Source organism: Escherichia sp. E3659 (assembly GCF_005781135.1).
GTDB lineage: Bacteria > Pseudomonadota > Gammaproteobacteria > Enterobacterales > Enterobacteriaceae > Escherichia.
Genome location: NZ_VATQ01000007.1, coordinates 1 through 22635 on the forward strand (window position 1 = coordinate 1; position 22635 = coordinate 22635).

Here is a 22635-nt window from a genome sequence, read left to right on the forward strand (position 1 = left end):
CCGGTCTGTCCAACTGGCTGTCGCCAGTTGTCGAACCCGGGTCCGGGCTTCTCATCCCCGCCAGGCTGTGCAACATGCGAAAAAAAAGCCCGTACTTTCGTACGAGCTCTTCTTAAAATATGGCGGTGAGGCGGGGATTCGAACCCCGGATACGTTGCCGTATACACACTTTCCAGGCGTGCTCCTTCAGCCACTCGGACACCTCACCAAATTGTTTTGCTGCCTGACCTCATGGGTGGCAACGGGGCGCTACTATAGGGAGTTGGAGTAAAACGGTCAAGAAGAATTTATAGAGATTGATTCGTTTGGTTACGCAATGAACACGCCGTTTGCGTGACGGAGATTATGAGCGTATTTGTTCTGTTCAATTGTTTATCAAAAGCTATGCATAAAATATGAGATTGAAGAAGTACCAAATTGACCCTTTTTTTAGGTTGAAATGTAACTCATTGATTTTTTTCTTGCTATTTTGAAGTCTGGAAAAAGGGGTTGAATCTGCGACTTTGTAAGTTTTAACAGTAAATCAATCGGATAGTCTGCTATTATTCCAGTTCACTGCCGTACAGGCAGCTTAGAAAACGACAAACGGCGCGTCCAGATCGCTTGGTCTGTTCACTGCCGTACAGGCAGCTTAGAAATCATTTCGCGCCGCCGTTACCAGTTCCTGAATGTTCACTGCCGTACAGGCAGCTTAGAAAGTTACGACTGGTGGCAAATAACCTGAGTGATAGTTCACTGCCGTACAGGCAGCTTAGAAACGGCCATCAAGGCCATCAGAAAGCATTCATTTTGTTCACTGCCGTACAGGCAGCTTAGAAAAGGTTATGCCTATTCCTCCGCTTCACTACCTCGTTCACTGCCGTACAGGCAGCTTAGAAACCTCCTGGCTTATATCTACAATTTCAACAACCGTTCACTGCCGTACAGGCAGCTTAGAAAAGCCCACACAGCTACTCGATCGTTACCTCATTGTTCACTGCCGTACAGGCAGCTTAGAAAGTTGAGGCCAGCCATTTTTCCGACGTTATCCCGTTCACTGCCGTACAGGCAGCTTAGAAACACTGGTATCCCGCCTTGATGCCATATCTGAAGTTCACTGCCGTACAGGCAGCTTAGAAATGCATTGGCTGACATAAAAGAACGAGTAGACGGTTCACTGCCGTACAGGCAGCTTAGAAAAGATTCGCTTCATACGCCTCAGAATCAAAATTGTTCACTGCCGTACAGGCAGCTTAGAAATTTACGGACAGAACCACGTGTTTTATCTGGCGGTTAACTGCCGTACAGGCAGCTTAGAAATTTATGAGCAACCGGGTAGAACAGGCTGAAGAGTTAACTGCCGTACAGGCAGCTTAGAAATAAACATCGTTGATGATCCCACATACGAGCACGTTAACTGCCGTACAGGCAGCTTAGAAAAAATGACGCGACACGATGGCCTTGTAGGTTTGGTTCACTGCCGTACAGGCAGCTTAGAAAAGAAACACTGAAAGCCGCGTTATCAGTTATTCGTTCACTGCCGTACAGGCAGCTTAGAAACTGGCACAGCGAACTCATTGCGGGCAGTGTAAAGTTCACTGCCGTACAGGCAGCTTAGAAAACAAGGTTCTGCTTTGCTGCCTCCTGAATGCTGTTCACTGCCGTACAGGCAGCTTAGAAAGTCTGCGGTGGTCAGTGCTTCCGGTATGACTGGTTCACTGCCGTACAGGCAGCTTAGAAAGATTGCCGGTCGCGACTTCCTCCAGTCCTCGCGTTCACTGCCGTACAGGCAGCTTAGAAAATAGCGTATACCGCTGGAATCTAGGGTGATTAGTTCACTGCCGTACAGGCAGCTTAGAAAACAAGGTTCTGCTTTGCTGCCTCCTGAATGCTGTTCACTGCCGTACAGGCAGCTTAGAAATTCGGCAGATGGTCCGAGGCCATGATGATACGGTTCACTGCCGTACAGGCAGCTTAGAGATGGCATTGAGTCGGTAATTTTGCCGTTGGTGTGTTCACTGCCGTGCAGGCAGCTTAGAGAAGCAAGCTGTCTCGCCCCTTCGGGCTTCCGGCGTACTCTGCCGTACAGGCAGTTTTCAAACTTAACACACCATCCTCCAGTATTTATTCCCCGTAACTCCAAACGCAAAAAAGGCCGGTTAAACCGACCTTTTACTCGTTCTTTCTCTTCGCCCATCAGGCGGTAAAACAATCAGCGACTACGGAAGACAATGCGGCCTTTGCTCAGGTCGTACGGGGTCAGTTCAACAGTCACTTTGTCGCCCGTCAGGATGCGGATGTAGTTTTTGCGCATTTTACCGGAGATGTGTGCAGTAACCACGTGACCGTTTTCTAACTCTACGCGGAACATGGTATTAGGCAACGTTTCAAGAACGGTACCTTGCATTTCAATATTGTCTTCTTTGGCCATCTAATCCTCTGGGGTATCACTACCGTAATTTGAACCGGCAAGATAATGCCGAAGTTCTGTAAATAAGTAAAGATTTGTGCGCTAATTCGCAACAAACAGGTTTGGCACATAACTCCGAAAACACACGGCTAAGCCGCACTATAAGCGCAACGTATAAGGGGGCGGTGAGATAAACGGTGGGCGTTACCTGACGCGAAAAATTCCTTATCGGCAGCGGAGTAATGAGCATAACCAACTCTGCGACCGCAATTATAACACTCTGGGGAGAAATGTGCCGAAAACATTCATTCTTGTGGTGAAAACAATCGCCGTGGTACCCAGAAATTATTTGGTAACCGTTCGGGGCGCAGTTGATTGAGATAATTGAGGTAATCCCGGCGAGGGATTTCGCAGGCACCAAGCGAGGCCGTATGGTCATTTAATACCTGGCAGTCGATAAGCTTGCCGCCGTGGCGGATAAATTCGTCACAAAAAACCAGGAGCGCCGTTTTCGAGGCATTCTCCATGCGGCTGAACATCGACTCGCCACAAAACAGTGTTCCCTGCGCCACGCCGTACATGCCGCCGACAATTTCGCCTTCACGCCACACTTCTATGGAATGGGCATGGCCCAACTCGTGAAGACGATGGTAGGCTTCGACGACGTCACGCGTAATCCAGGTCCCTTCTTCGCGATCGCTGGCGCAGCCTTCAATGACCTGACCAAACGCGTAATTCAGCGTGACGCGATAGGGAGAGCGCTTATGAAAACGTTTCATGCTGCGGCTGATATGCAGTGATTCTGGCCATAAAACCGCACGTGGATCAGGCGACCACCAGAGAATAGGATCGCCAGGAGAAAACCACGGGAAAATACCGCGCTGATAAGCCATGAGTAGCCGAGCAGGGCTAAGATCGCCTCCCAGCGCCAGCAGACCGTTAGGCTCACGTAATGCGCCTTCCGGGGAAGGGAAGGCTATTGAATGGCGAGAAAGCTGAACCAGGCGCATGACTGCAAAACTCCACTACGCAAGTCGGATCGTTCAATAATAGCTTACAAACCCTGCTTAAACTGGTAATAACGCCCCTGTCTGGCAAGCAGTTCTGCATGGGTACCTTGTTCAATAATTTGCCCGTTGTCCATCACTATTATTTGCTGAAAATGTGAAAGTCCACGCAGCCGATGTGTAACCATCAATAGCGTTTTCTCACGCATCATTTCAGCCAGTAATTCGAGGATCTGACTTTCAGTCGTGGCATCTAAGCCTTCGGTTGGTTCATCCAGCAATACTAACGGCGCATCGTGCAATAGCGCACGGGCGATAGCCAGACGACGCAGTTCGCCGCCGGAAAGCTGACGTCCGCCTTCTCCCAACCAACTGTTGAGCCCTGTATCTTCGAGTAGTTTCTCCAGACCGACGCGACGGAGAATTTCAGCAAGAGTCTCATCAGTAGCGCCAGGTGCGGCGAGTAACAGATTATCGCGCAGTGTGGCGCTAAACAGATGCACTCGCTGCGGTACAACGCTGATGGTCTGGCGCAATGTTGATTCATTCAGGTCAGAGATCGGGCTGCCGTTAAGCAAAATCTCACCCTGTTGCGGGTCCCATGCGCGGGTTAGCAGTTGTAACAACGTTGATTTGCCGCATCCGGTTCTCCCGAGAATCGCAATATGTTCTCCGGCGTTTGCCTGAAGAGAAATCCCTTTAAGCGCTTGTTGGGATTGTTCCGGATAAGTGAACGCAACATCCCGTAACGTTAGGGAAACCTGCTCAGGAACGGCGGACTGAGTATCCGGGAAGGTCACTTCTGGTTTTTGGTCCGTTAAGTCAGTGATACGCACGGCAGAAGCAATAACTTGCCCCAGATGCTGAAATGCACCTGTCACCGGAGCCAGGGCTTCGAATGCAGCCAAAGCACAGAAGACAAACAGCGCAATTAACGCACCCGGCTGGCTATTACCGCCAACGCCGCCGGAGGCCATCCATAGCATCAGAATCACCGCCAGCGCGCCAATCAACAGCATAATTGCCTGCGAGAGCGCGGTCAGTTCGGACTGACGACGCTGCGCTTCCAGCCACTGAATTTCGGTGTTCTCTAACTGCGTACGATAACGATCGCTGGCACCAAAAATGGTCAGTTCAGCTTGCCCTTGCAGCCAGGCGGTTAACTGTTGGCGATACTGACCGCGAAGATGGGTAAGGTTTTGCCCGGTGCTTTTCCCCGCTCGATAAAACAGCGGCGGCATCAGGAAAAGTGTCAGCAACATAATGCCGCCCAGCGTGAAGGCGAGGGTGAAATCAAGAAAACTTAACCCGACAGTCACCACCATAATTACCACAAAAGCCCCTACCAGCGGTGAGATAACGCGCAAGTAAAGATGATCGAGCGTATCAACATCGGCGACGACGCGGTTGAGCAATTCGCCCTGGCGATAGCGGGCCAGCCCGGCAGGGGAGAGAGGCAACAGCTTGCTGAAGGTGTAAATGCGCAAATGCTGCAACACGCGGAAAGTCGCGTCATGACTCACCAGACGTTCAAAATAGCGCCCGGCGGTGCGGGTGATTGCCGCGCCACGTACACCTGCGGCAGGCAGCATGTAGTTAAAGCTGTACAGTCCTGCAACTCCCGCCACTGCCGAAGCGGAGAGGAACCAACCAGAAAGCGTCAACAAGCCGATACTGGCGAGCAGTGTGACAATTGCCAGCACAATACCAAGGCTTAACATCCACTTATGACGCTTATATAGAGCCAGATAAGGAAGTAACGCGCGCATTTAAATCTCCTCCTGACGGTGGCCCAGCAACGTGGCGAATGGACCGTTAGCCACGCTTAAATCAGCGTAACAACCTTGCTCGATAATTTGGCCATCCTGCATCACCCAAATGACATCCCAGTCGGCGAGATCTTCTAACTGGTGGGTGACCATCAGCGTTGTCTGGCGCTGCGAGGCAGCGTTTAGCGCCTGCATCACACGCTGCTCGCTGTGTGCATCGAGGCTGGCTGCAGGTTCATCCAGTAATAACAGTGAGCAGGGATGAAGTAATGCACGTGCTACAGCCACACGTTGTGCCTGACCTACGGAAAGGCGAGCTGCCTGATCGCCCACGGGAGTATCAATGCCTTGCGGCAGGAGCGGCAGAAACTCACTGACCCAGGCGTTATCCAGGGCCATTTGTAACTCTTGCTCGCTGGCATCAGGTCGTGCCAGCAGCACATTGTCTCGTACTGTTACCGCGGGTAATTGCGGATTTTGGCCAACCCATGAGAGATGTTTTCGCCATGATTCCGGGGATAAATCCCGCAATTCAATGCCGTTGATCTGCAGCGAGCCTTGATAAGAGAGAAAACCGGAAAGCGCATTTAATAGTGAACTTTTCCCGGATCCGCTTCGTCCCACCAGTACCGCACGTTTGCCTGCAGGTAGTGTAAAGTTCAGCGGGCCAGCCAGTGTTTTACCTTCAGGCGATGTGATAAACAGATCTTTGGCTTCAATGGTCACTGGTTCGGTAGACGTTAACTCAACGTCACCACGCTGTGGATGGGCGAGCGGTGTTTCCATAAATGTTTTCAGGCTGTCAGCCGCGCCAACAGCCTGGGCTTTGGCATGATAAAACGTGCCGAGATCACGTAACGGCTGGAAAAACTCGGGGGCGAGGATCAACGCAAGGAAGCCCGCAGCCAACGTCACGCCCGTGCTGTAGTGACCGAAATCCAGCTCACCAAGATAAGAGAAACCAAAGTACACCGCGACCAGGGCAATCGACAGCGAGGTAAAGAATTCAAGAATACCGGAGGATAAAAACGCCAGGCGTAATACTTCCATGGTCCGTTGGCGAAAATCTTCCGAAGCCGAACGGATACTTTCAATTTCAGCCTCGCCACGACCAAAAATACGCAGGGTTTCCATGCCGCGCAGACGATCGAGAAAATGCCCGCTTAAGCGAGCAAGCGCGAGAAAGTTGCGTCGGTTAGCATCGGCAGCACCCATCCCAACTAAAGCCATAAACAACGGAATTAACGGTGCAGTGCCGAGTAAAATAAGTGCCGCGGCCCAGTTAGAAGGGAAAATTGCGACGACAATCAGTAGTGGCACTGAGACTGCCAGCGCCATTTGCGGTAGGTAGCGAGCGTAGTAATCATGCATATCGTCAATTTGCTCGAGCACCAGCGTCGCCCAGCTCCCCGCAGGTTTGCCCTGAATCCAGGCAGGCCCCGCCTGCTGCAAACGGTCAAGAACCTGGCGGCGGATGGCAAAACGAATATGTTGCCCGGCGTGATAGCCCACCCGTTCGCGTAACCAGACCACCCATGCACGCAGCACAAAGGTCATCACCAGCAAGGTAAAGGGAAGCAGCAAGGCTTCTCGGGGGATGTTCTCCATGATCATATGTTGCAGAATTCGCGCCATAAACCAGGCCTGGGCAATTATTAATATGCCGCTCACAAAGCCCAGCAGACGAGAAATATTCAGCCAACGTTGGGAGATGACGCTTTGCTGTTTTAACCAGCGGGTTAACTCTTTTTGACGGGATTTATTCATTGCACGCTTAGCAGGTGAGTTATCAGAATTATTTGCAGAGCAATGTTACAACGGGGAAAAAATAAAGGCGACCCATAGTCGCATGGTGTCGCCTTCTTTACTTTTGTTACTGATTTGTAAAATTATTTTGCGTCAGCTAAACCGTCGAGGTAGCGTTCCGCATCAAGTGCTGCCATGCAGCCTGTACCGGCAGAAGTAATGGCCTGGCGATAAATATGATCCATCACGTCACCTGCGGCAAAGACGCCCGGAATGCTGGTCTGGGTGGCATTACCATGAATACCCGACTGCACTTTGATGTAGCCGTTTTCCAGTTCCAGTTGTCCTTCAAAAATAGCCGTGTTCGGACTGTGACCGATAGCAACAAACAGACCAGCAACGTCGAGAGACTCGATATTATCGCTGTTTTGCGTATCGCGCAGACGAACGCCAGTGACGCCCATCTGATCGCCGATCACTTCTTCCAGCGTACGGTTGGTGTGCAGAATGATGTTGCCGTTCTCCACTTTGTCCATAAGACGCTTAATGAGGATTTTTTCCGCACGGAAACCATCGCGGCGGTGGATCAAATGTACTTCGGAAGCGATGTTAGACAGATACAGCGCCTCTTCAACTGCGGTATTGCCACCGCCGATGACCGCCACTTTCTGATTGCGATAGAAAAATCCATCGCAGGTTGCACAGGCAGAAACCCCACGGCCTTTAAAAGCCTCTTCAGAGGGCAGGCCGAGATAGCGTGCAGAAGCCCCGGTGGCAATAATCAGCGCATCGCAGGTATATTCGCCGTTATCGCCAGTCAGGCGGAACGGACGATTCTGCAAATCCACTTTATTGATGTGGTCAAAAATAATTTCAGTTTCAAACTTGGTAGCATGTTCATGCATGCGTTCCATGAGCAACGGGCCGGTCAGATCATTTGGATCTCCTGGCCAGTTTTCTACTTCAGTGGTCGTCGTCAGCTGGCCGCCTTTTTCCATGCCGGTAATCAGCACCGGTTGCAGGTTGGCGCGTGCCGCGTAGACAGCAGCGGTATATCCCGCCGGGCCTGAGCCCAGGATAAGCAGTTTACTGTGTTTGGTCGTGCCCATGAGATCCCCATAGTTGTTGGCAGACAATGGGCAGGATTGTAGGGAATTTACAGACGTAAAAAAAGAGTATGACGATTTTGTTAACGATTTGTGCAATCGTCAAAAGCGATAATCGTGTCAAATTCTCCTGTCATTCTCCCGTCATTATCACGTCTGCTACTTAATTTTTCCGGTTTATAAGCCGATTAAATGATGATTAAACGTCACTGTTAATGAATAACTGGCATGTTGTACTAAAAAACGATGTTTTGCTTTGACAATCACCTGGTGTTTTGCGAAAACATTCGAGGAAGAAAAAAACAGTATTGTTATGTGCGCATAATCATGCATGTAAATACCATGTTTACCGTGCTAGTGAAATCTACGCATGGCGTGGACAGACGCCATTCGTGATGTCGATAGCTGCCTCAAGGCAACGGTCTTCTCACCGTAGACCCAGGCATTGCGAGCCGTGAATCTTAATGATTTCGGTCTATCGTGACAGGTAGCGACTCTGAACAGTGATGTCTTCAGGGTCAGACAGGAGTAGGGAAGGAATACAGAGAGACAATAATAATGGTAGATAGCAAGAAGCGCCCTGGCAAAGATCTCGACCGTATCGATCGTAACATTCTTAATGAGTTGCAAAAGGATGGGCGTATTTCTAACGTCGAGCTTTCTAAACGTGTGGGACTTTCCCCAACGCCGTGCCTTGAGCGTGTGCGTCGGCTGGAAAGACAAGGGTTTATTCAGGGCTATACGGCGCTGTTGAACCCGCATTATCTGGATGCATCACTTCTGGTATTCGTTGAGATTACTCTGAATCGTGGCGCTCCGGATGTGTTTGAACAATTCAATACTGCTGTGCAAAAACTTGAAGAAATTCAGGAGTGTCATTTAGTATCCGGTGATTTCGACTACCTGTTGAAAACACGCGTGCCGGATATGTCAGCTTATCGTAAGCTGCTAGGGGAAACCCTGCTGCGTCTGCCTGGCGTCAATGACACACGGACATATGTTGTTATGGAAGAAGTCAAGCAGAGTAATCGTCTGGTTATTAAGACGCGCTAACACGGAACAGGTGCAAAATAAGCGTATTTTGATTACACTCCTGTTAATCCATACAGCAACAGTACTGGGGTAACCTGGTGCTGTTGTCCGTTTTAGCATCGGGCAGGAAAAGCCTGTAACCTGGAGAGCCTTTCTTGAGCCAGGAATACACTGAAGACAAAGAAGTCACATTGACAAAGTTAAGCAGCGGGCGCCGACTTCTGGAGGCGTTGCTGATTCTTATTGTCCTGTTTGCCGTCTGGTTGATGGCAGCCTTATTAAGCTTTAACCCTTCGGACCCCAGCTGGTCGCAAACGGCCTGGCATGAGCCTATCCATAATTTAGGCGGGACGCCTGGCGCGTGGCTGGCAGATACGCTGTTCTTCATTTTTGGCGTGATGGCTTACACCATCCCGGTCATTATTGTTGGCGGCTGTTGGTTTGCCTGGCGTCATCAGTCCAGCGATGAGTACGTTGACTATTTCGCCGTTTCGCTAAGAATTATTGGCGTGCTGGCGCTTATCCTTACGTCCTGTGGCCTTGCGGCAATCAACGCGGACGACATCTGGTATTTTGCCTCCGGTGGTGTAATCGGTAGTTTATTAAGCACTACGCTGCAGCCGCTGTTGCACAGCAGTGGTGGGACCATTGCGCTGCTCTGTGTTTGGGCGGCTGGCCTGACGCTGTTTACCGGCTGGTCCTGGGTGACCATTGCCGAAAAACTGGGGGGCTGGATTTTAAACATCCTCACTTTCGCCAGTAACCGCACTCGTCGCGATGATACCTGGGTTGATGAAGAAGAGTATGAAGACGACGAAGAGTATGAAGACGAGAAAAACGGCAAACAGCATGAATCGCGCCGTGCTCGTATTCTTCGTGGCGCGTTAGCGCGTCGTAAACGTCTGGCGGAAAAGTTCATCAATCCGATGGGGCGGCAAACAGACGCTGCATTGTTCTCCGGTAAGCGGATGGATGATGAAGACGACATTACCTACACTGCGCGCGGCGTAGCCGCTGATCCTGATGATGTCCTCTTTTCGGGCAACCGTGCAACGCAGCCAGAATATGACGAATACGATCCATTATTAAACGGTGCACCAATTACCGAATCTGTTGCTGCAGCTGCTGCTGCTACCACGGCGACGCAAAGCTGGGCTGCTCCGGTTGAACCTGTTACTCAGACGCCGCCTGTTGCGTCGGTTGATGTTCCACCTGCTCAACCTGCTGTTGCCTGGCAGCATGCGCCAGGACCGCAAACGGGCGAGCCGGTCATTGCCCCAGCGCCGGAAGGTTATCCGCAACAACCTGTGCAGTCGCAGCAGCCATATTATGCGCCAGCTGCGGAACAACCTGTTCAACAACCCTATTACGCACCAGTGCCTGAACAGCCGGTTCAGCAGCCATATTATGCGCCTACTGCGGAACAACCTGTTCAACAACCATATTACGCACCAGTGCCTGAACAGCCAGTGGCTGATAACGCGTGGCAAGCCGAGGGGACACAATCCACTTTTGCGGCGCAGTCTACATACCAGCCTGAGCAAAATTACCAGCAGCCAGCCGTTCAGGAGACGTTGCGTCAACAGCCGCACCCGGTTGAGCAGTCGCCTGTTGTGGAGCCTGAACCGGTTGCTGAAGAAACAAAACCTGCGCGTCCGCCGCTTTACTATTTTGAAGAAGTTGAAGAGAAGCGTGCGCGCGAACGTGAACAGCTCGCCGCCTGGTATCAGCCTATTCCTGAACCAGTTAAAGAACCTGAGCCTGTTAGACCTGTTCAGTCAGCTAGATCTGTTCAGTCATCGCCGACTGCTGCTGCAGTCCCTCCGGTAGAAGCCGCGGCTGCTGTTTCGCCGCTGGCATCGGGCGTGAAGAAAGCGACTCTGGCGACGGGGGCCGCCGCAACGGTTGCTGCACCTGTTTTTAGCCTGGCAAATAGCGGTGGACCTCGACCACAAGTGAAAGAGGGGATAGGCCCGCAGTTGCCACGACCAAAGCGTATTCGTGTTCCGACTCGTCGTGAACTGGCATCGTATGGCATTAAACTACCTTCACAACGAGCCGCCGAAGAGAAAGCTCGCGAAGCGCAGCGCAATCAATACGATTCTGGCGATCAGTATAACGATGATGAAATCGATGCGATGCAGCAAGATGAGTTGGCACGTCAGTTTGCCCAGGCACAGCAGCAACGCTATGGTGAACAGTATCAGCATGATGCGCCAGTTAACCCTGAAGATGAAGATGCAGCGGCAGAGGCTGAACTGGCTCGTCAGTTTGCCCAGACTCAACAGCAACGCTATTCCGGTGAACAACCTGCGGGAGCAAATCCATTCTCGCTGAATGATTTTGAATTTTCACCGATGAAAGCGTTGGTGGATGATGGCCCACACGAGCCACTGTTTACGCCCATTGTTGAACCGCAGCAACCGGTAGCGCCGCAGCAGCAGTATCAGCAGCCGCAACAACCGGTGGCGCCGCAGCAGCAGTATCAGCAGCCACAGCAACCGGTAGCGCCGCAGCAGCAATATCAGCAGCCGCAACAACCGGTGGCGCCGCAGCCGCAGTATCAACAGCCGCAGCAGCCAGTAGCGCCGCAGCCGCAGTATCAACAGCCGCAGCAACCGGTAGCGCCACAGCCGCAGGATACCCTGCTTCATCCGTTGTTAATGCGCAACGGTGATAGCCGTCCGTTGCATAAACCAACGACGCCACTACCCTCGCTGGATTTGCTGACACCACCGCCAAGCGAAGTTGAGCCAGTAGATACCTTTGCGCTTGAGCAAATGGCGCGTCTGGTAGAAGCACGACTGGCCGATTTCCGCATTAAAGCTGATGTGGTTAATTATTCACCAGGGCCTGTAATCACCCGTTTTGAGTTGAACCTGGCGCCGGGCGTAAAAGCAGCACGTATTTCTAACCTGTCACGCGACCTTGCCCGTTCATTGTCGACCGTGGCGGTGCGCGTGGTTGAAGTCATTCCTGGCAAACCTTACGTAGGTCTGGAGTTGCCGAACAAAAAACGACAAACCGTTTATCTGCGCGAAGTGCTGGATAACGCGAAGTTCCGTGATAACCCATCGCCGCTGACGATTGTTTTGGGTAAAGATATCGCAGGCGATCCGGTCGTAGCCGATCTGGCTAAAATGCCTCACTTGCTGGTTGCGGGGACCACTGGTTCCGGTAAGTCGGTGGGAGTAAACGCCATGATCCTGAGCATGCTCTATAAAGCGCAGCCGGAAGATGTTCGTTTCATTATGATCGACCCGAAAATGCTGGAGCTTTCGGTTTATGAAGGCATCCCGCATCTGTTAACGGAAGTCGTTACCGACATGAAAGATGCTGCCAACGCTCTGCGCTGGTGCGTAAATGAAATGGAACGCCGTTATAAGCTGATGTCGGCACTGGGAGTGCGTAATCTGGCGGGGTATAACGAAAAAATTGCTGAAGCGGACCGAATGATGCGTCCGATTCCAGACCCGTACTGGAAGCCAGGTGACAGTATGGATGCCCAGCATCCAGTGCTGAAAAAAGAGCCGTACATTGTAGTGCTGGTGGATGAATTTGCCGACCTGATGATGACGGTAGGTAAAAAAGTGGAAGAGTTGATTGCGCGTCTGGCGCAAAAAGCCCGTGCCGCAGGTATTCACCTCGTGCTGGCAACGCAGCGCCCTTCGGTGGATGTTATTACGGGGCTGATTAAAGCGAACATTCCAACCCGTATCGCCTTTACTGTATCCAGCAAGATCGACTCACGTACCATTCTTGATCAGGCTGGCGCGGAATCACTGCTTGGTATGGGGGATATGCTTTACTCCGGGCCGAACTCAACCATGCCGGTACGTGTCCATGGTGCTTTTGTTCGCGATCAGGAAGTTCATGCTGTGGTGCAGGACTGGAAAGCGCGTGGTCGTCCGCAGTATGTAGATGGCATCACCTCCGACAGCGAAAGCGAAGGCGGAGCTGGTGGTTTCGACGGTGCTGAAGAACTGGATCCGCTGTTCGATCAGGCGGTGGCGTTTGTCACTGAAAAACGCAAAGCGTCTATTTCTGGTGTTCAGCGTCAGTTCCGCATCGGTTACAACCGTGCTGCACGCATTGTTGAACAGATGGAAGCGCAAGGGATCGTCAGCGAGCAGGGACACAACGGTAATCGTGAAGTGCTGGCCCCGCCACCGTTTGACTAATTAGTGCATCGTAGGCCGGATAAGACGCGATAGTGTCGCATCCGGCACTCTATCAACTGAAAATTCAGTATTTTCTTCTTTCCTCAAGCTGATTATTAGCCTGGAATAGAGAGTAGAGGGAACTCCCGATCGGGAGTGACGTAATTTGAGGAACAATGATGAAAAAAATTGCCATCACCTGTGCATTACTCTCAAGTTTAGTGGCGTCCAGTGTTTGGGCTGATGCCGCAAGCGATCTGAAAAGCCGTCTGGATAAAGTCAGCAGCTTCCACGCCAGCTTCACACAAAAAGTGACTGACGGTAGTGGCGCGGCGGTGCAGGAAGGTCAGGGCGATCTGTGGGTGAAACGTCCAAACTTATTCAACTGGCATATGACTCAACCTGATGAAAGCATTCTGGTTTCTGATGGTAAAACACTGTGGTTCTATAACCCGTTTGTTGAACAGGCTACGGCAACCTGGCTGAAAGATGCCACCGGAAATACGCCATTTATGCTGATCGCACGTAACCAGTCCAGCGACTGGCAGCAGTACAACATCAAACAGAACGGCGATGATTTTGTCCTGACGCCGAAAGCCAGCAATGGCAATCTGAAGCAGTTCACTATTAACGTGGGCCGTGATGGCACCATCCATCAATTCAGCGCGGTGGAACAGGATGATCAACGCAGCAGTTATCAGCTGAAATCCCAGCAAAACGGTGCTGTGGATGCAGCGAAATTTACCTTCACCCCGCCGCAAGGCGTAACGGTAGATGATCAACGTAAGTAGAGGCACTTGAGTGAGCAATCTGTCGCTCGATTTTTCGGATAATACTTTTCAACCTCTGGCCGCACGTATGCGGCCAGAAAATTTAGCACAGTATATTGGCCAGCAACATTTGCTGGCTGCGGGGAAGCCGTTGCCGCGGGCTATCGAAGCCGGACATCTGCATTCCATGATCCTCTGGGGGCCGCCAGGTACCGGTAAAACTACCCTTGCGGAAGTGATCGCCCGCTATGCAAATGCTGATGTGGAACGTATTTCTGCTGTCACTTCTGGCGTGAAAGAAATTCGCGAAGCGATAGAGCGCGCGCGGCAAAACCGCAATGCCGGTCGCCGTACCATTTTGTTTGTCGATGAAGTGCATCGCTTTAATAAAAGCCAACAGGATGCGTTTCTGCCGCACATTGAAGATGGCACCATCACGTTTATTGGTGCAACCACTGAAAACCCGTCGTTTGAGCTTAATTCGGCGCTGCTTTCCCGTGCTCGTGTCTATTTGCTCAAATCCCTGACCACCGAGGATATAGAGCAAGTACTGACTCAGGCGATGGAAGACAAAACCCGTGGCTACGGTGGGCAGGATATTGTTCTGCCAGATGAAACACGCCGCGCGATTGCTGAACTGGTGAATGGCGACGCGCGCCGGGCGTTAAATACGCTGGAAATGATGGCGGATATGGCCGAAGTCGATGACAGCGGCAAACGTGTCCTGAAGCCTGAGTTACTCACCGAAATTGCTGGTGAGCGTAGCGCTCGTTTTGATAACAAAGGTGATCGCTTTTACGATCTGATTTCCGCGCTGCATAAATCGGTACGCGGTAGCGCACCCGATGCAGCGCTTTACTGGTATGCGCGGATTATTACTGCGGGCGGTGATCCATTATATGTCGCACGTCGCTGCCTGGCGATTGCTTCAGAAGATATCGGTAATGCCGATCCGCGGGCAATGCAGGTGGCGATTGCTGCCTGGGATTGCTTTACCCGCGTTGGCCCGGCAGAAGGTGAACGCGCCATTGCCCAGGCGATTGTTTATCTCGCTTGTGCGCCAAAAAGTAACGCTGTCTACACCGCGTTTAAAGCCGCGTTAGCTGATGCCCGTGAACGTCCGGATTATGACGTGCCGGTACACCTGCGTAATGCGCCAACCAAACTGATGAAGGAAATGGGCTACGGGCAGGAATATCGTTACGCCCACGATGAAGCAAACGCTTATGCTGCCGGTGAGGTTTACTTCCCGCCGGAAATAGCACAAACGCGCTATTATTTCCCGACAAACAGAGGCCTTGAAGGCAAGATTGGCGAAAAGCTCGCCTGGCTGGCTGAACAGGATCAAAATAGCCCCATAAAACGCTACCGTTAATGTTATCGTTGCGGTAATGTTGTTACTGTATCCCTGTGGTCGCAGGCTGTGGCCACATCTCCCATTTAATTCGATAAGCACAGGATAAGCATGCTCGATCCCAATCTGCTGCGTAATGAGCCAGACGCAGTCGCTGAAAAACTGGCACGCCGGGGCTTTAAGCTGGATGTAGATAAGCTGAGCGCTCTTGAAGAGCGTCGTAAAGTATTGCAGGTCAAAACGGAAAACCTGCAAGCAGAGCGTAACTCTCGATCGAAATCCATCGGCCAGGCGAAAGCGCGCGGGGAAGATATCGAGCCTTTACGTCTGGAAGTGAACAAACTGGGCGAAGAGCTGGATGCAGCAAAAGCCGAGCTGGATGCTTTACAGGCTGAAATTCGCGATATCGCGCTGACAATCCCTAACCTGCCTGCAGATGAAGTGCCGGTTGGTAAAGATGAAAATGACAACGTTGAAGTCAGCCGCTGGGGTACCCCGCGTGAATTTGACTTCGAAGTTCGTGACCACGTGACGCTGGGTGAAATGCACTCCGGCCTCGACTTTGCGGCAGCGGTTAAGCTGACAGGTTCGCGCTTTGTGGTGATGAAAGGGCAGATCGCTCGCATGCACCGCGCACTGTCGCAGTTTATGCTGGACCTGCACACCGAGCAGCATGGCTATAGCGAAAACTATGTCCCGTACCTGGTTAACCAGGATACGCTGTACGGTACGGGTCAGTTGCCGAAGTTTGCTGGCGATCTGTTCCATACTCGTCCGCTGGAAGAAGAAGCTGATACCAGTAACTACGCGCTGATTCCAACTGCAGAAGTTCCGCTGACCAACCTCGTTCGCGGTGAAATCATCGATGAAGATGATCTGCCGATCAAAATGACCGCTCATACCCCATGCTTCCGTTCTGAAGCCGGTTCTTATGGTCGTGATACCCGTGGTCTGATTCGTATGCACCAGTTCGACAAAGTTGAAATGGTTCAGATCGTGCGTCCGGAAGATTCAATGGCGGCACTTGAAGAGATGACTGGTCATGCGGAGAAAGTCCTGCAACTGCTGGGCCTGCCGTACCGCAAAATCATCCTTTGTACTGGCGACATGGGCTTTGGCGCTTGCAAAACTTATGACCTGGAAGTATGGATCCCGGCACAGAACACCTACCGCGAGATCTCTTCCTGCTCCAACGTCTGGGATTTCCAGGCGCGTCGTATGCAGGCACGTTGCCGCAGTAAGTCTGACAAGAAAACCCGTCTGGTTCATACCCTGAATGGTTCTGGTCTGGCTGTTGGTCGTACGCTGGTTGCGGTAATGGAAAACTATCAGCAGGCTGATGGTCGTATTGAAGTACCAGAAGTTCTGCGCCCGTATATGAACGGACTGGAATATATCGGCTAATATCCAACTATTCTGAATCTAAAAAGCGCCCGCAGGCGCTTTAAGGTTTCTTGCTCCCCCTGATGATTTACTTATTTTTCAATGAATAAGCCCAAACAGGGGGAACAAATCAACACAAATTATAACTAATCGATGGACAGTTTATGGACACTTTCAGCCAACGGATTAAAGTTGATCGCGTCCTGTAAGAAGTCCGGCGAAAAATGAGCGTACGTCATTGTCTGCTGAATCGTGGCGTGCCCAAGGATTCGTTGTAACGTAACAATATTTCCACCATTCATCATAAAGTGTGTGGCAAATGTATGACGCATGACATGCGTAGCCTGCCCCTTCGGCAAATCCGGTTTCACCTCCTGAAGAATCTCCCGGAACTCCAGATAATTAACCTGATACAACAACCCCGTCCGACGGGTTTTAATCAGAGGCACAACCGAATCCGCCACAGGAACTGAGCGGGATTTTCCGTTTTTGGTGTTAAAAAACGTCACCCGGTTGCCAACGATATGCTCTCCACGTAGTTCCGATGCTTCACTCCACCGGGCACCAGTAGAAAGACACAGAATGGCAACACGACGCGCATCCCCCTCCAGTCGCTCAAGAAGCCGTTCAATCTCATCATCAGAAAGAAAGGCCATTTCCGTGTTCTGAACTTTCAGTTTGCGTATACCGCGTACAGGGTTCGCATTGTGAAAGACCTCAGCTTCAATCAGCACCGTGAACATGGTAGACAGAACGCATAAATCACGATTAATGCTGGACGGCATTAATCCGGCCTGTAATTTCTCTGACCGATACTCGAGCATAAATTTTCGCGTCATATGACTGGCACGAGGATCTCCCATTTCACGAATAACCTTCTCTAGCCTGACCCTGTAGCTATCCCCGTAAGCCTGATTACGCCCGTCAAGCATCCACCACGCATCAAGCAGCTCTGATAATCGCCGCTGATCAGCTGGCTTAGCCTGCCATGGCTTGTCATGGAAGTTCTGCAACACATATTTCTCAAACTCCTGAGCCTTTGATTTCAGGGCGAAGATTTTTCGAATCCGCTTTCCTTCCGCCCCCTGCGGTCTGACATCGACCTGATAACGTCCGTCTTTGAGTTGCTTAATCGACATGATTAGCCCATCCAACGGATAAATTAACTAAATACTCCTTGCGAGATGTAATCCGCTCAATGTGTAAAGTCAGCCAACATTGCGGCCTGATCGGGGTGATTTTTGGGTAATGCCGATTGAAACCTGATCGCCCTCCGACTGAATAGAGCCATCAAGAGAGAGAGCCGGGGCAACCTGCCCGGCAGCGGGAAATGTTTTGTCGTGAAGTATCCACATAGTGTATTTTTCGAATCGCTCGACTTGGATTACTTTTTCTACAACCTCAATTCGCGCAGGTTTATATCCAGACTCATAATTTCCTATAGTCCCTACAGAAACCCCTGTTACTTGCGAAAACTGAGATTGTGTAAGTTTTTCCGCGTTTCTGATTGCCTTTAGTTTTTTGGCGTAATCTCTTGACATGTTCACCATACGATGAGTATCCTCTATTCTCACTTCACCACAAGGTGAAGTTAACAAACCCAAACAAACATTCATAAGGCGCGACAAGCGCACCAACGCAAGAGGATAACAAATGCGGGACATCATTGCCGATAAAGAGTTATCTGACACCCAACACCCCCAGAAAAGCGACGGTATTAGCGATTCCGCTGATGCCGCCAACGATGATGAACATCAGGAAAGCAAGCAAAGCCGCACCTACAAAAAGGGGGCAACTTTGCGGCTGGACGGACCAATCGCCGGGCTTTGCTCCCTAGAAAAAGGCGCTGCGTATGTCGGGCTAACAAAACTGGCACTTCGCACTGCCGTCGCTCGCGGACAAATGCCAGGACATAAAACACGCACTAATCCAGAAGATGAAAACTCAGACGGCGTATGGTGGTTTAACGCCAAAGAGTGGGACAAGTTGGCTGATGAGCTACCAGAGTGCGAACCCCCAGAATGGCACAACTGGAAAAGTTACTGGACGTATGACCGCCAGAAAAGAAAGTTCGCCCCAGTCGACAAAGAAGATTGCCAGACCGTTAACGGAAAACGGGTTTATATGGGTAGAAGTTCAAAACTGGAAAAACGCAGAGATCACGAGAGCGATTTATCATAAACAACATCAAGAGCGTCGAAGTATTCTTTGCTCGCCCGAAAGAATAGCGAGACGCATGATTGCTGTGGCTGGGGCTTTGAAATGACAAACTACGAAGACAAAGCACTACTGGAACGACTGGAAACCCTGAAAAACGAAAAGCCACACCAGAAGCTTTTGCTGGTTTTTCCGGGCAAACCACAGGTTGAAATCAGCATTGACTACCACGAATTACACAGAACGTTCGCTGACCTGATGGCATTTAAATCAAAGCTTCAGAATGGCGAAGATTTGAAAAATGTTACCCTGCATCCTGATGATGAATACGGTCATTTTTGTCGAGATGGTGTCAAAGAAACGATTGGAATGATTTTAGAACCAATATACGGCGTTGCGCTCCGTTTCCCCGCCAAAGAAATCTTTGAGCTTTATCGACAAATTTTAAGCAGTGACAACATGGTTATTGAGGTCGGAAATGTGCCAGAGAAAATCTCCGGCACGGGAGTTAAATAATCACTCAGGGAAAGTCCATGTACTTGCCTGAGGATATTTTTCCAACGTGAGCTTACGCACTTCGTGCATAAGCTTACGAATGGTATTTGATGGCTCTCCTTTATTAGGAGGATTAACCGGCGCTTTCTCTAATACAGAAATTGCCGCATTTAGCGCATCAATAACCTTTTTATCATAGGACATATTTTATTCCTTTGTGGTTGGTTGAACACGCGCCCTTTACAGCCCCTTCAAGACTGCGGGCGGTGGAAAAATACCACAAAACCATGCGCCGGGCATGGCTAAAACCCGGCACAAACTAACAACAGCAGCAGGATATTTTTGTATGAAGCAACGACGTAATTTTTCACAGCAACGCTTCCGCAACGGGGCGGAACGCCACGCTAACCGTTTCGCCACCAGTGCATCACGCAGCAGCTCTCGCTACAGCCTGAGCGAAACACACGCAACACCGGATGACCACGCTGTAAAACAAATCGGAGAGCACACCTGGCTGATTGAGAAGGCTGGAATCGTGGTCCACAAATGCCCGCGCAATCCGTTTACCGGAAACCGCATTTTTGCTCTGAGCAGCGGCGACAATCAGTTCGGGCAGGATTTCACATTATACGAAGCGCTTCGCACGGTTGATCGTCTGCTGCGTGGACAGAGTTTTATTAAACAGGCTGATTTATAACAGGTGCTTTATGACTAAAGACCATACTCAAGGTGTATTTATCCGCTTTATTGATTCTCGCGGTGAACTGTTATTGCGTGCATCAGCTATTAATGGTGTGGCCCAGACAAAAAACGCAACCACTCATATTTATTTGGACAGCGGCGCACAACTGTTCGTGGAGCTTCCGTACCAGACTGTACGCGAAGTCATTAGCGAAGCTGAAAAGGCACGTCAGATTAATAGCGATGAACCATACATCGAAATTATCTGCATGGATTCAAAAGCAGAAACCCAGAAAGCAGATTAAAAGGCGTTGCGATGGGCAAAGAATATAAAACTCTCATTAACAAAGCACTTGAGCGTTTTTATTTTCGCTTAAGTGCATCAGGCGCTCATGCTGAACGTGCAGCCCGTGACTCATTGACCAGGGCAATCCGGAGTCTGTATGACGTGGCTTTTTACGCTGATGATCTGGATGCGCTCAATGAGCTTTCAGAGCTTATCTGCGCCGCAGAATGCGGAGAGCATATTGAACCGTATAAACTGGGGAATATTGCATGAGTATATTTATGTCCTGGCTTGTCCTGATTATTTCGGTGCTTTGCGCAATCGGCATTATGCGAATTATTCATTCAGTGAAAAAGATTGAGCGTTTTTTCACTGGGAAGTAACAGCACAAACAAAACACCAGATTAAATAAGAAAACGTAAAAACCATCCGCATTCGCGGAGGTATTCGCACAAGTAAATAACGGAGATACAAAAATGCACGCAAAAGAAGAAGGTATTATCAGAGCACTGAAAGAAATTTCAAAGACAGAAAACGAAGTAGCGAAAAAAGCCGTGGCCAATGCTCACATGGACGTCGCAACCCACACATTGATAGTCGCAAGAGTAACGGCAGAAGCAGCCGAAATTATCGCAAAACAGGGTGCTGAACTGGCGGTTCTCAAAGCACAACCAGTCGCCGGGCTGGATTTATCGAACATCGGACGCCTTATTTACACAATTGGCTCGGAGCTACAGCGATACACCATTATCGCCGAATTACAGGATAAATACCTGATCACTCCTCACCCCATAAGGGAATCAGAGCTTCTGACAAATCTCCGCCTGATAGAACGCTCTCAAGCTGTATTCATTGATGACGCGCAACGTGCCGTATTTAACGCATAGGGTTACTGGACAAAAGGGGGCGCAATGGCAATTAAGCATTTTCCCGTCGTTCGCTTTACCTCCAGAGGGCGCGAATACGAGGTCGATGAACGCCTGATTACCACTATCGACAAACATCGCTCGGAAAAGGATGCACACCACATCTACCTCACTGACGGCACTTACTTCTGCGCCACTAATGTGGCGCGGGTAAACCTTATCCGACAGGTACAGGAGCAGCGCAAATGAGCAGAAGGCGAATCACACGCAGGCATCGCCGCACACACATGAATTCCTTACCGACGCTGAAAGAACTCATTCAACACGAGATCGCTGATTTCTGCGCAACGCTGGGGTCGCCTGGCGAACCGGAAACACCAGAAGCGATGCAGCGCGAACTCATGATGCGCATTGATAACGTTTTTGACTTTTTCCTTAACCAGTAAGGGACCAGAACATGCACAAAGCCTTTGAACGATGGATGCGTCAGCGTTACGGCAACCGCTACGACCTGACGAGAGATACCGATGGTTACTACTGCCGCGAAATTGTGAAACGAATGTTTGAAGTGTGGTGCCACCGCCGCGGTTTATACGCCGTGTAAAGCACCACCACTAACGGGGTAAGAAATATGCACAAATTCAAACTCAAACCAATGGGTACACCAGGCGTGGCTCCGGCACATGTAAAGCCATGGGCACAATGGGAAGATGAAATGCTTATCTCGCTTTATCCGGAGCACAACACGCGCCAGATAACTGAACGAATTCAACGAACCCATGACGCCGTTATGCACCGACTTAGTTTTTTACGTGGCCGTGGATTGATTGGTCGCAAAAAAAAGACACTGAGTGCAAAGGAGATCGCCTTTCTCATCGAAAACCGCCGCACCAGAACGGCGAAGGAACTGGCCACCGAGATGGGATGCACCCGTCGCACAGTACAAGTGCACCTGAAAAAACGTGGTTACAGCCTGCGAAAATGTGGAGAACTCCACCACCTGACCAGATACAGCGATCACCTGGTGGAACTGGTGACTGAACTACATGATGAGCAACACATGACGTTCGCCATGATAGCAAAACACATTAATCACACACTGCAAATAAAAGTCACCACTCGCACAGCACGTTTTCTTTACGGTCGCCGCACCGCCGCCGACGCCGTGCTGTACGAGCTATTACCAAACTGAGTAATCATCATGCACACACAAAAAAACCGCTTGCCATGCCGCAATCAGTCAGGTTACATTTCCGCTGCACCTCATAAAACGGGTGTCGGGATTGCAACCCCCGCTGACAACTACAGCGCACAACCGCGCCAGCGGTTTTTTTGTGCGTACCGTATCGCCACGTCTTTTTCGCACACGAATTATGGTGGGGCGTATGGGGCCGACTTCGGTCGGGCCGGTTTCTGTAGTTGCCGGTGGTTGCA

The 22635-nt window shown here is 50.6% G+C and carries 24 protein-coding genes, 1 tRNA gene and 1 CRISPR repeat array; of the genes, 16 read left to right on the plus strand and 9 right to left on the minus strand.

Translation table 11 applies throughout. From position 1 onward, the window contains the following. Positions 1–120: 120 nt before the first annotated feature. The 6 genes from FEK47_RS07440 to trxB all read right to left on the minus strand — a co-directional run bounded on the left by FEK47_RS07440 (position 121) and on the right by trxB (position 8020). Positions 121–208 (minus strand) — tRNA-Ser (locus tag FEK47_RS07440). 342 nt (positions 209–550) lie between these two features. Next, positions 551–2080: a CRISPR direct-repeat array (repeat unit 28 nt; unit sequence GTTCACTGCCGTACAGGCAGCTTAGAAA). Between the two features lie 111 nt (positions 2081–2191). After that, on the minus strand, positions 2192–2410 hold the full coding sequence (infA, locus tag FEK47_RS07445; RefSeq protein WP_001040187.1) for a translation initiation factor IF-1: 219 nt from the start codon (positions 2408–2410) through the stop codon (positions 2192–2194). A 284-nt stretch (positions 2411–2694) separates the two neighbouring features. After that, complete coding sequence (gene aat / locus FEK47_RS07450; protein ID WP_130205277.1) at positions 2695–3399, minus strand: leucyl/phenylalanyl-tRNA--protein transferase; 705 nt, start codon at positions 3397–3399, stop codon at positions 2695–2697. Positions 3400–3443: 44 nt separating this feature from the next. After that, positions 3444–5165: a cysteine/glutathione ABC transporter ATP-binding protein/permease CydC gene (cydC, locus tag FEK47_RS07455; RefSeq protein WP_135486411.1), complete on the minus strand. Its 1722-nt coding sequence runs from the start codon at positions 5163–5165 to the stop codon at positions 3444–3446. Further along, positions 5166–6932: a cysteine/glutathione ABC transporter permease/ATP-binding protein CydD gene (gene cydD, locus FEK47_RS07460; RefSeq protein ID WP_138183153.1), complete on the minus strand. Its 1767-nt coding sequence runs from the start codon at positions 6930–6932 to the stop codon at positions 5166–5168. Between the two features lie 122 nt (positions 6933–7054). After that, positions 7055–8020, minus strand: coding sequence for a thioredoxin-disulfide reductase (gene trxB / locus FEK47_RS07465; protein WP_130205283.1), 966 nt, complete (start codon positions 8018–8020; stop codon positions 7055–7057). 555 nt (positions 8021–8575) lie between these two features. On the opposite strand from trxB, the gene lrp reads away from it, so the two are divergent. The 5 genes from lrp (at position 8576) to serS (ending at position 16737) form a co-directional block, all read left to right on the plus strand. Further along, positions 8576–9070: a leucine-responsive transcriptional regulator Lrp gene (lrp, locus tag FEK47_RS07470; protein WP_000228473.1), complete on the plus strand. Its 495-nt coding sequence runs from the start codon at positions 8576–8578 to the stop codon at positions 9068–9070. Positions 9071–9204: 134 nt separating this feature from the next. Then, entirely contained in the window at positions 9205–13230 is a 4026-nt protein-coding gene (gene ftsK, locus FEK47_RS07475; protein ID WP_138183154.1) for a DNA translocase FtsK, read from the plus strand. Between the two features lie 158 nt (positions 13231–13388). After that, positions 13389–14000, plus strand: a complete 612-nt coding sequence (gene lolA, locus FEK47_RS07480; RefSeq protein ID WP_001295343.1) for an outer membrane lipoprotein chaperone LolA — start codon at positions 13389–13391, stop codon at positions 13998–14000. Between the two features lie 10 nt (positions 14001–14010). Next, entirely contained in the window at positions 14011–15354 is a 1344-nt protein-coding gene (gene rarA / locus FEK47_RS07485; RefSeq protein WP_130205287.1) for a replication-associated recombination protein RarA, read from the plus strand. Positions 15355–15444: 90 nt separating this feature from the next. Further along, entirely contained in the window at positions 15445–16737 is a 1293-nt protein-coding gene (gene serS, locus FEK47_RS07490; protein WP_135486409.1) for a serine--tRNA ligase, read from the plus strand. Positions 16738–16862: 125 nt separating this feature from the next. Here the strand turns inward: serS and FEK47_RS07495 are convergent, their stop codons facing one another. After that, entirely contained in the window at positions 16863–17855 is a 993-nt protein-coding gene (locus tag FEK47_RS07495) for a tyrosine-type recombinase/integrase (protein WP_134317094.1), read from the minus strand. A gap of 69 nt (positions 17856–17924) precedes the next feature. Then, on the minus strand, positions 17925–18266 hold the full coding sequence (locus tag FEK47_RS07500) for a helix-turn-helix transcriptional regulator (protein ID WP_000247830.1): 342 nt from the start codon (positions 18264–18266) through the stop codon (positions 17925–17927). Positions 18267–18369: 103 nt separating this feature from the next. Between FEK47_RS07500 and FEK47_RS07505 the strand changes: the two genes are divergently transcribed. Both FEK47_RS07505 and FEK47_RS07510 read left to right on the plus strand, forming a co-directional pair. Further along, positions 18370–18897 (plus strand): transcriptional regulator, encoded by a 528-nt coding sequence (locus tag FEK47_RS07505; protein ID WP_135486408.1) that lies wholly within the window; start codon positions 18370–18372, stop codon positions 18895–18897. A gap of 81 nt (positions 18898–18978) precedes the next feature. Continuing rightward, positions 18979–19389 carry a hypothetical protein gene (locus FEK47_RS07510; RefSeq protein WP_240727701.1) on the plus strand — a complete coding sequence of 137 codons (411 nt, stop codon included), beginning with the start codon at positions 18979–18981 and terminating at the stop codon, positions 19387–19389. Here the strand turns inward: FEK47_RS07510 and FEK47_RS07515 are convergent, their stop codons facing one another. After that, positions 19390–19572, minus strand: coding sequence for a hypothetical protein (locus FEK47_RS07515; protein ID WP_057698146.1), 183 nt, complete (start codon positions 19570–19572; stop codon positions 19390–19392). Positions 19573–19714: 142 nt separating this feature from the next. Here FEK47_RS07515 and FEK47_RS07520 point away from each other — a divergent pair, with 142 nt between their 5' ends. From FEK47_RS07520 to FEK47_RS07560, 9 genes are all read left to right on the plus strand, one after another. After that, entirely contained in the window at positions 19715–20065 is a 351-nt protein-coding gene (locus tag FEK47_RS07520; protein WP_135486407.1) for a DUF4761 family protein, read from the plus strand. Positions 20066–20075: 10 nt separating this feature from the next. Further along, positions 20076–20354 (plus strand): hypothetical protein, encoded by a 279-nt coding sequence (locus FEK47_RS07525; protein WP_135486406.1) that lies wholly within the window; start codon positions 20076–20078, stop codon positions 20352–20354. Positions 20355–20365: 11 nt separating this feature from the next. After that, the gene (locus FEK47_RS07530; protein ID WP_000514277.1) at positions 20366–20608 is read left to right on the plus strand and encodes a DUF4754 family protein; all 243 of its coding nucleotides are present in this window, start codon (positions 20366–20368) and stop codon (positions 20606–20608) included. Next, positions 20605–20718 (plus strand): hypothetical protein, encoded by a 114-nt coding sequence (locus tag FEK47_RS07535; protein ID WP_135486405.1) that lies wholly within the window; start codon positions 20605–20607, stop codon positions 20716–20718. The genes FEK47_RS07530 and FEK47_RS07535 overlap by 4 nt, the downstream gene beginning before the upstream one ends. Before the next feature lie 93 nt (positions 20719–20811). Continuing rightward, the gene (locus FEK47_RS07540) at positions 20812–21222 is read left to right on the plus strand and encodes a hypothetical protein (protein WP_135486404.1); all 411 of its coding nucleotides are present in this window, start codon (positions 20812–20814) and stop codon (positions 21220–21222) included. 24 nt (positions 21223–21246) lie between these two features. After that, positions 21247–21450 (plus strand): hypothetical protein, encoded by a 204-nt coding sequence (locus FEK47_RS07545; RefSeq protein ID WP_000985158.1) that lies wholly within the window; start codon positions 21247–21249, stop codon positions 21448–21450. Then, positions 21447–21647, plus strand: a complete 201-nt coding sequence (locus FEK47_RS07550; protein WP_135486403.1) for a hypothetical protein — start codon at positions 21447–21449, stop codon at positions 21645–21647. The genes FEK47_RS07545 and FEK47_RS07550 overlap by 4 nt, the downstream gene beginning before the upstream one ends. Positions 21648–21658: 11 nt before the next feature. After that, on the plus strand, positions 21659–21805 hold the full coding sequence (locus FEK47_RS07555) for a hypothetical protein (RefSeq protein WP_053897048.1): 147 nt from the start codon (positions 21659–21661) through the stop codon (positions 21803–21805). 27 nt (positions 21806–21832) lie between these two features. Beyond that, positions 21833–22393: an HTH domain-containing protein gene (locus FEK47_RS07560; RefSeq protein WP_240727698.1), complete on the plus strand. Its 561-nt coding sequence runs from the start codon at positions 21833–21835 to the stop codon at positions 22391–22393. Positions 22394–22635 lie beyond the last annotated feature (242 nt).

Coding starts and splice junctions, on each gene's coding strand:
- FEK47_RS07505 (WP_135486408.1), top strand. CDS start 18,370: ATGCGGGACATCATTGCCGATAAAGAGTTATCTGACACCCAACACCCC.
- FEK47_RS07530 (WP_000514277.1), top strand. CDS start 20,366: ATGGGCAAAGAATATAAAACTCTCATTAACAAAGCACTTGAGCGTTTT.
- FEK47_RS07555 (WP_053897048.1), top strand. CDS start 21,659: ATGCACAAAGCCTTTGAACGATGGATGCGTCAGCGTTACGGCAACCGC.
- lolA (WP_001295343.1), top strand. CDS start 13,389: ATGAAAAAAATTGCCATCACCTGTGCATTACTCTCAAGTTTAGTGGCG.
- infA (WP_001040187.1), bottom strand. CDS start 2,410: ATGGCCAAAGAAGACAATATTGAAATGCAAGGTACCGTTCTTGAAACG.
- FEK47_RS07510 (WP_240727701.1), top strand. CDS start 18,979: ATGACAAACTACGAAGACAAAGCACTACTGGAACGACTGGAAACCCTG.
- lrp (WP_000228473.1), top strand. CDS start 8,576: ATGGTAGATAGCAAGAAGCGCCCTGGCAAAGATCTCGACCGTATCGAT.
- aat (WP_130205277.1), bottom strand. CDS start 3,399: ATGCGCCTGGTTCAGCTTTCTCGCCATTCAATAGCCTTCCCTTCCCCG.
- FEK47_RS07545 (WP_000985158.1), top strand. CDS start 21,247: ATGGCAATTAAGCATTTTCCCGTCGTTCGCTTTACCTCCAGAGGGCGC.
- cydC (WP_135486411.1), bottom strand. CDS start 5,165: ATGCGCGCGTTACTTCCTTATCTGGCTCTATATAAGCGTCATAAGTGG.
- cydD (WP_138183153.1), bottom strand. CDS start 6,932: ATGAATAAATCCCGTCAAAAAGAGTTAACCCGCTGGTTAAAACAGCAA.
- FEK47_RS07495 (WP_134317094.1), bottom strand. CDS start 17,855: ATGTCGATTAAGCAACTCAAAGACGGACGTTATCAGGTCGATGTCAGA.
- serS (WP_135486409.1), top strand. CDS start 15,445: ATGCTCGATCCCAATCTGCTGCGTAATGAGCCAGACGCAGTCGCTGAA.
- FEK47_RS07550 (WP_135486403.1), top strand. CDS start 21,447: ATGAGCAGAAGGCGAATCACACGCAGGCATCGCCGCACACACATGAAT.
- FEK47_RS07540 (WP_135486404.1), top strand. CDS start 20,812: ATGCACGCAAAAGAAGAAGGTATTATCAGAGCACTGAAAGAAATTTCA.
- FEK47_RS07560 (WP_240727698.1), top strand. CDS start 21,833: ATGCACAAATTCAAACTCAAACCAATGGGTACACCAGGCGTGGCTCCG.
- FEK47_RS07520 (WP_135486407.1), top strand. CDS start 19,715: ATGAAGCAACGACGTAATTTTTCACAGCAACGCTTCCGCAACGGGGCG.
- FEK47_RS07500 (WP_000247830.1), bottom strand. CDS start 18,266: ATGGTGAACATGTCAAGAGATTACGCCAAAAAACTAAAGGCAATCAGA.
- FEK47_RS07525 (WP_135486406.1), top strand. CDS start 20,076: ATGACTAAAGACCATACTCAAGGTGTATTTATCCGCTTTATTGATTCT.
- FEK47_RS07535 (WP_135486405.1), top strand. CDS start 20,605: ATGAGTATATTTATGTCCTGGCTTGTCCTGATTATTTCGGTGCTTTGC.
- trxB (WP_130205283.1), bottom strand. CDS start 8,020: ATGGGCACGACCAAACACAGTAAACTGCTTATCCTGGGCTCAGGCCCG.
- FEK47_RS07515 (WP_057698146.1), bottom strand. CDS start 19,572: ATGTCCTATGATAAAAAGGTTATTGATGCGCTAAATGCGGCAATTTCT.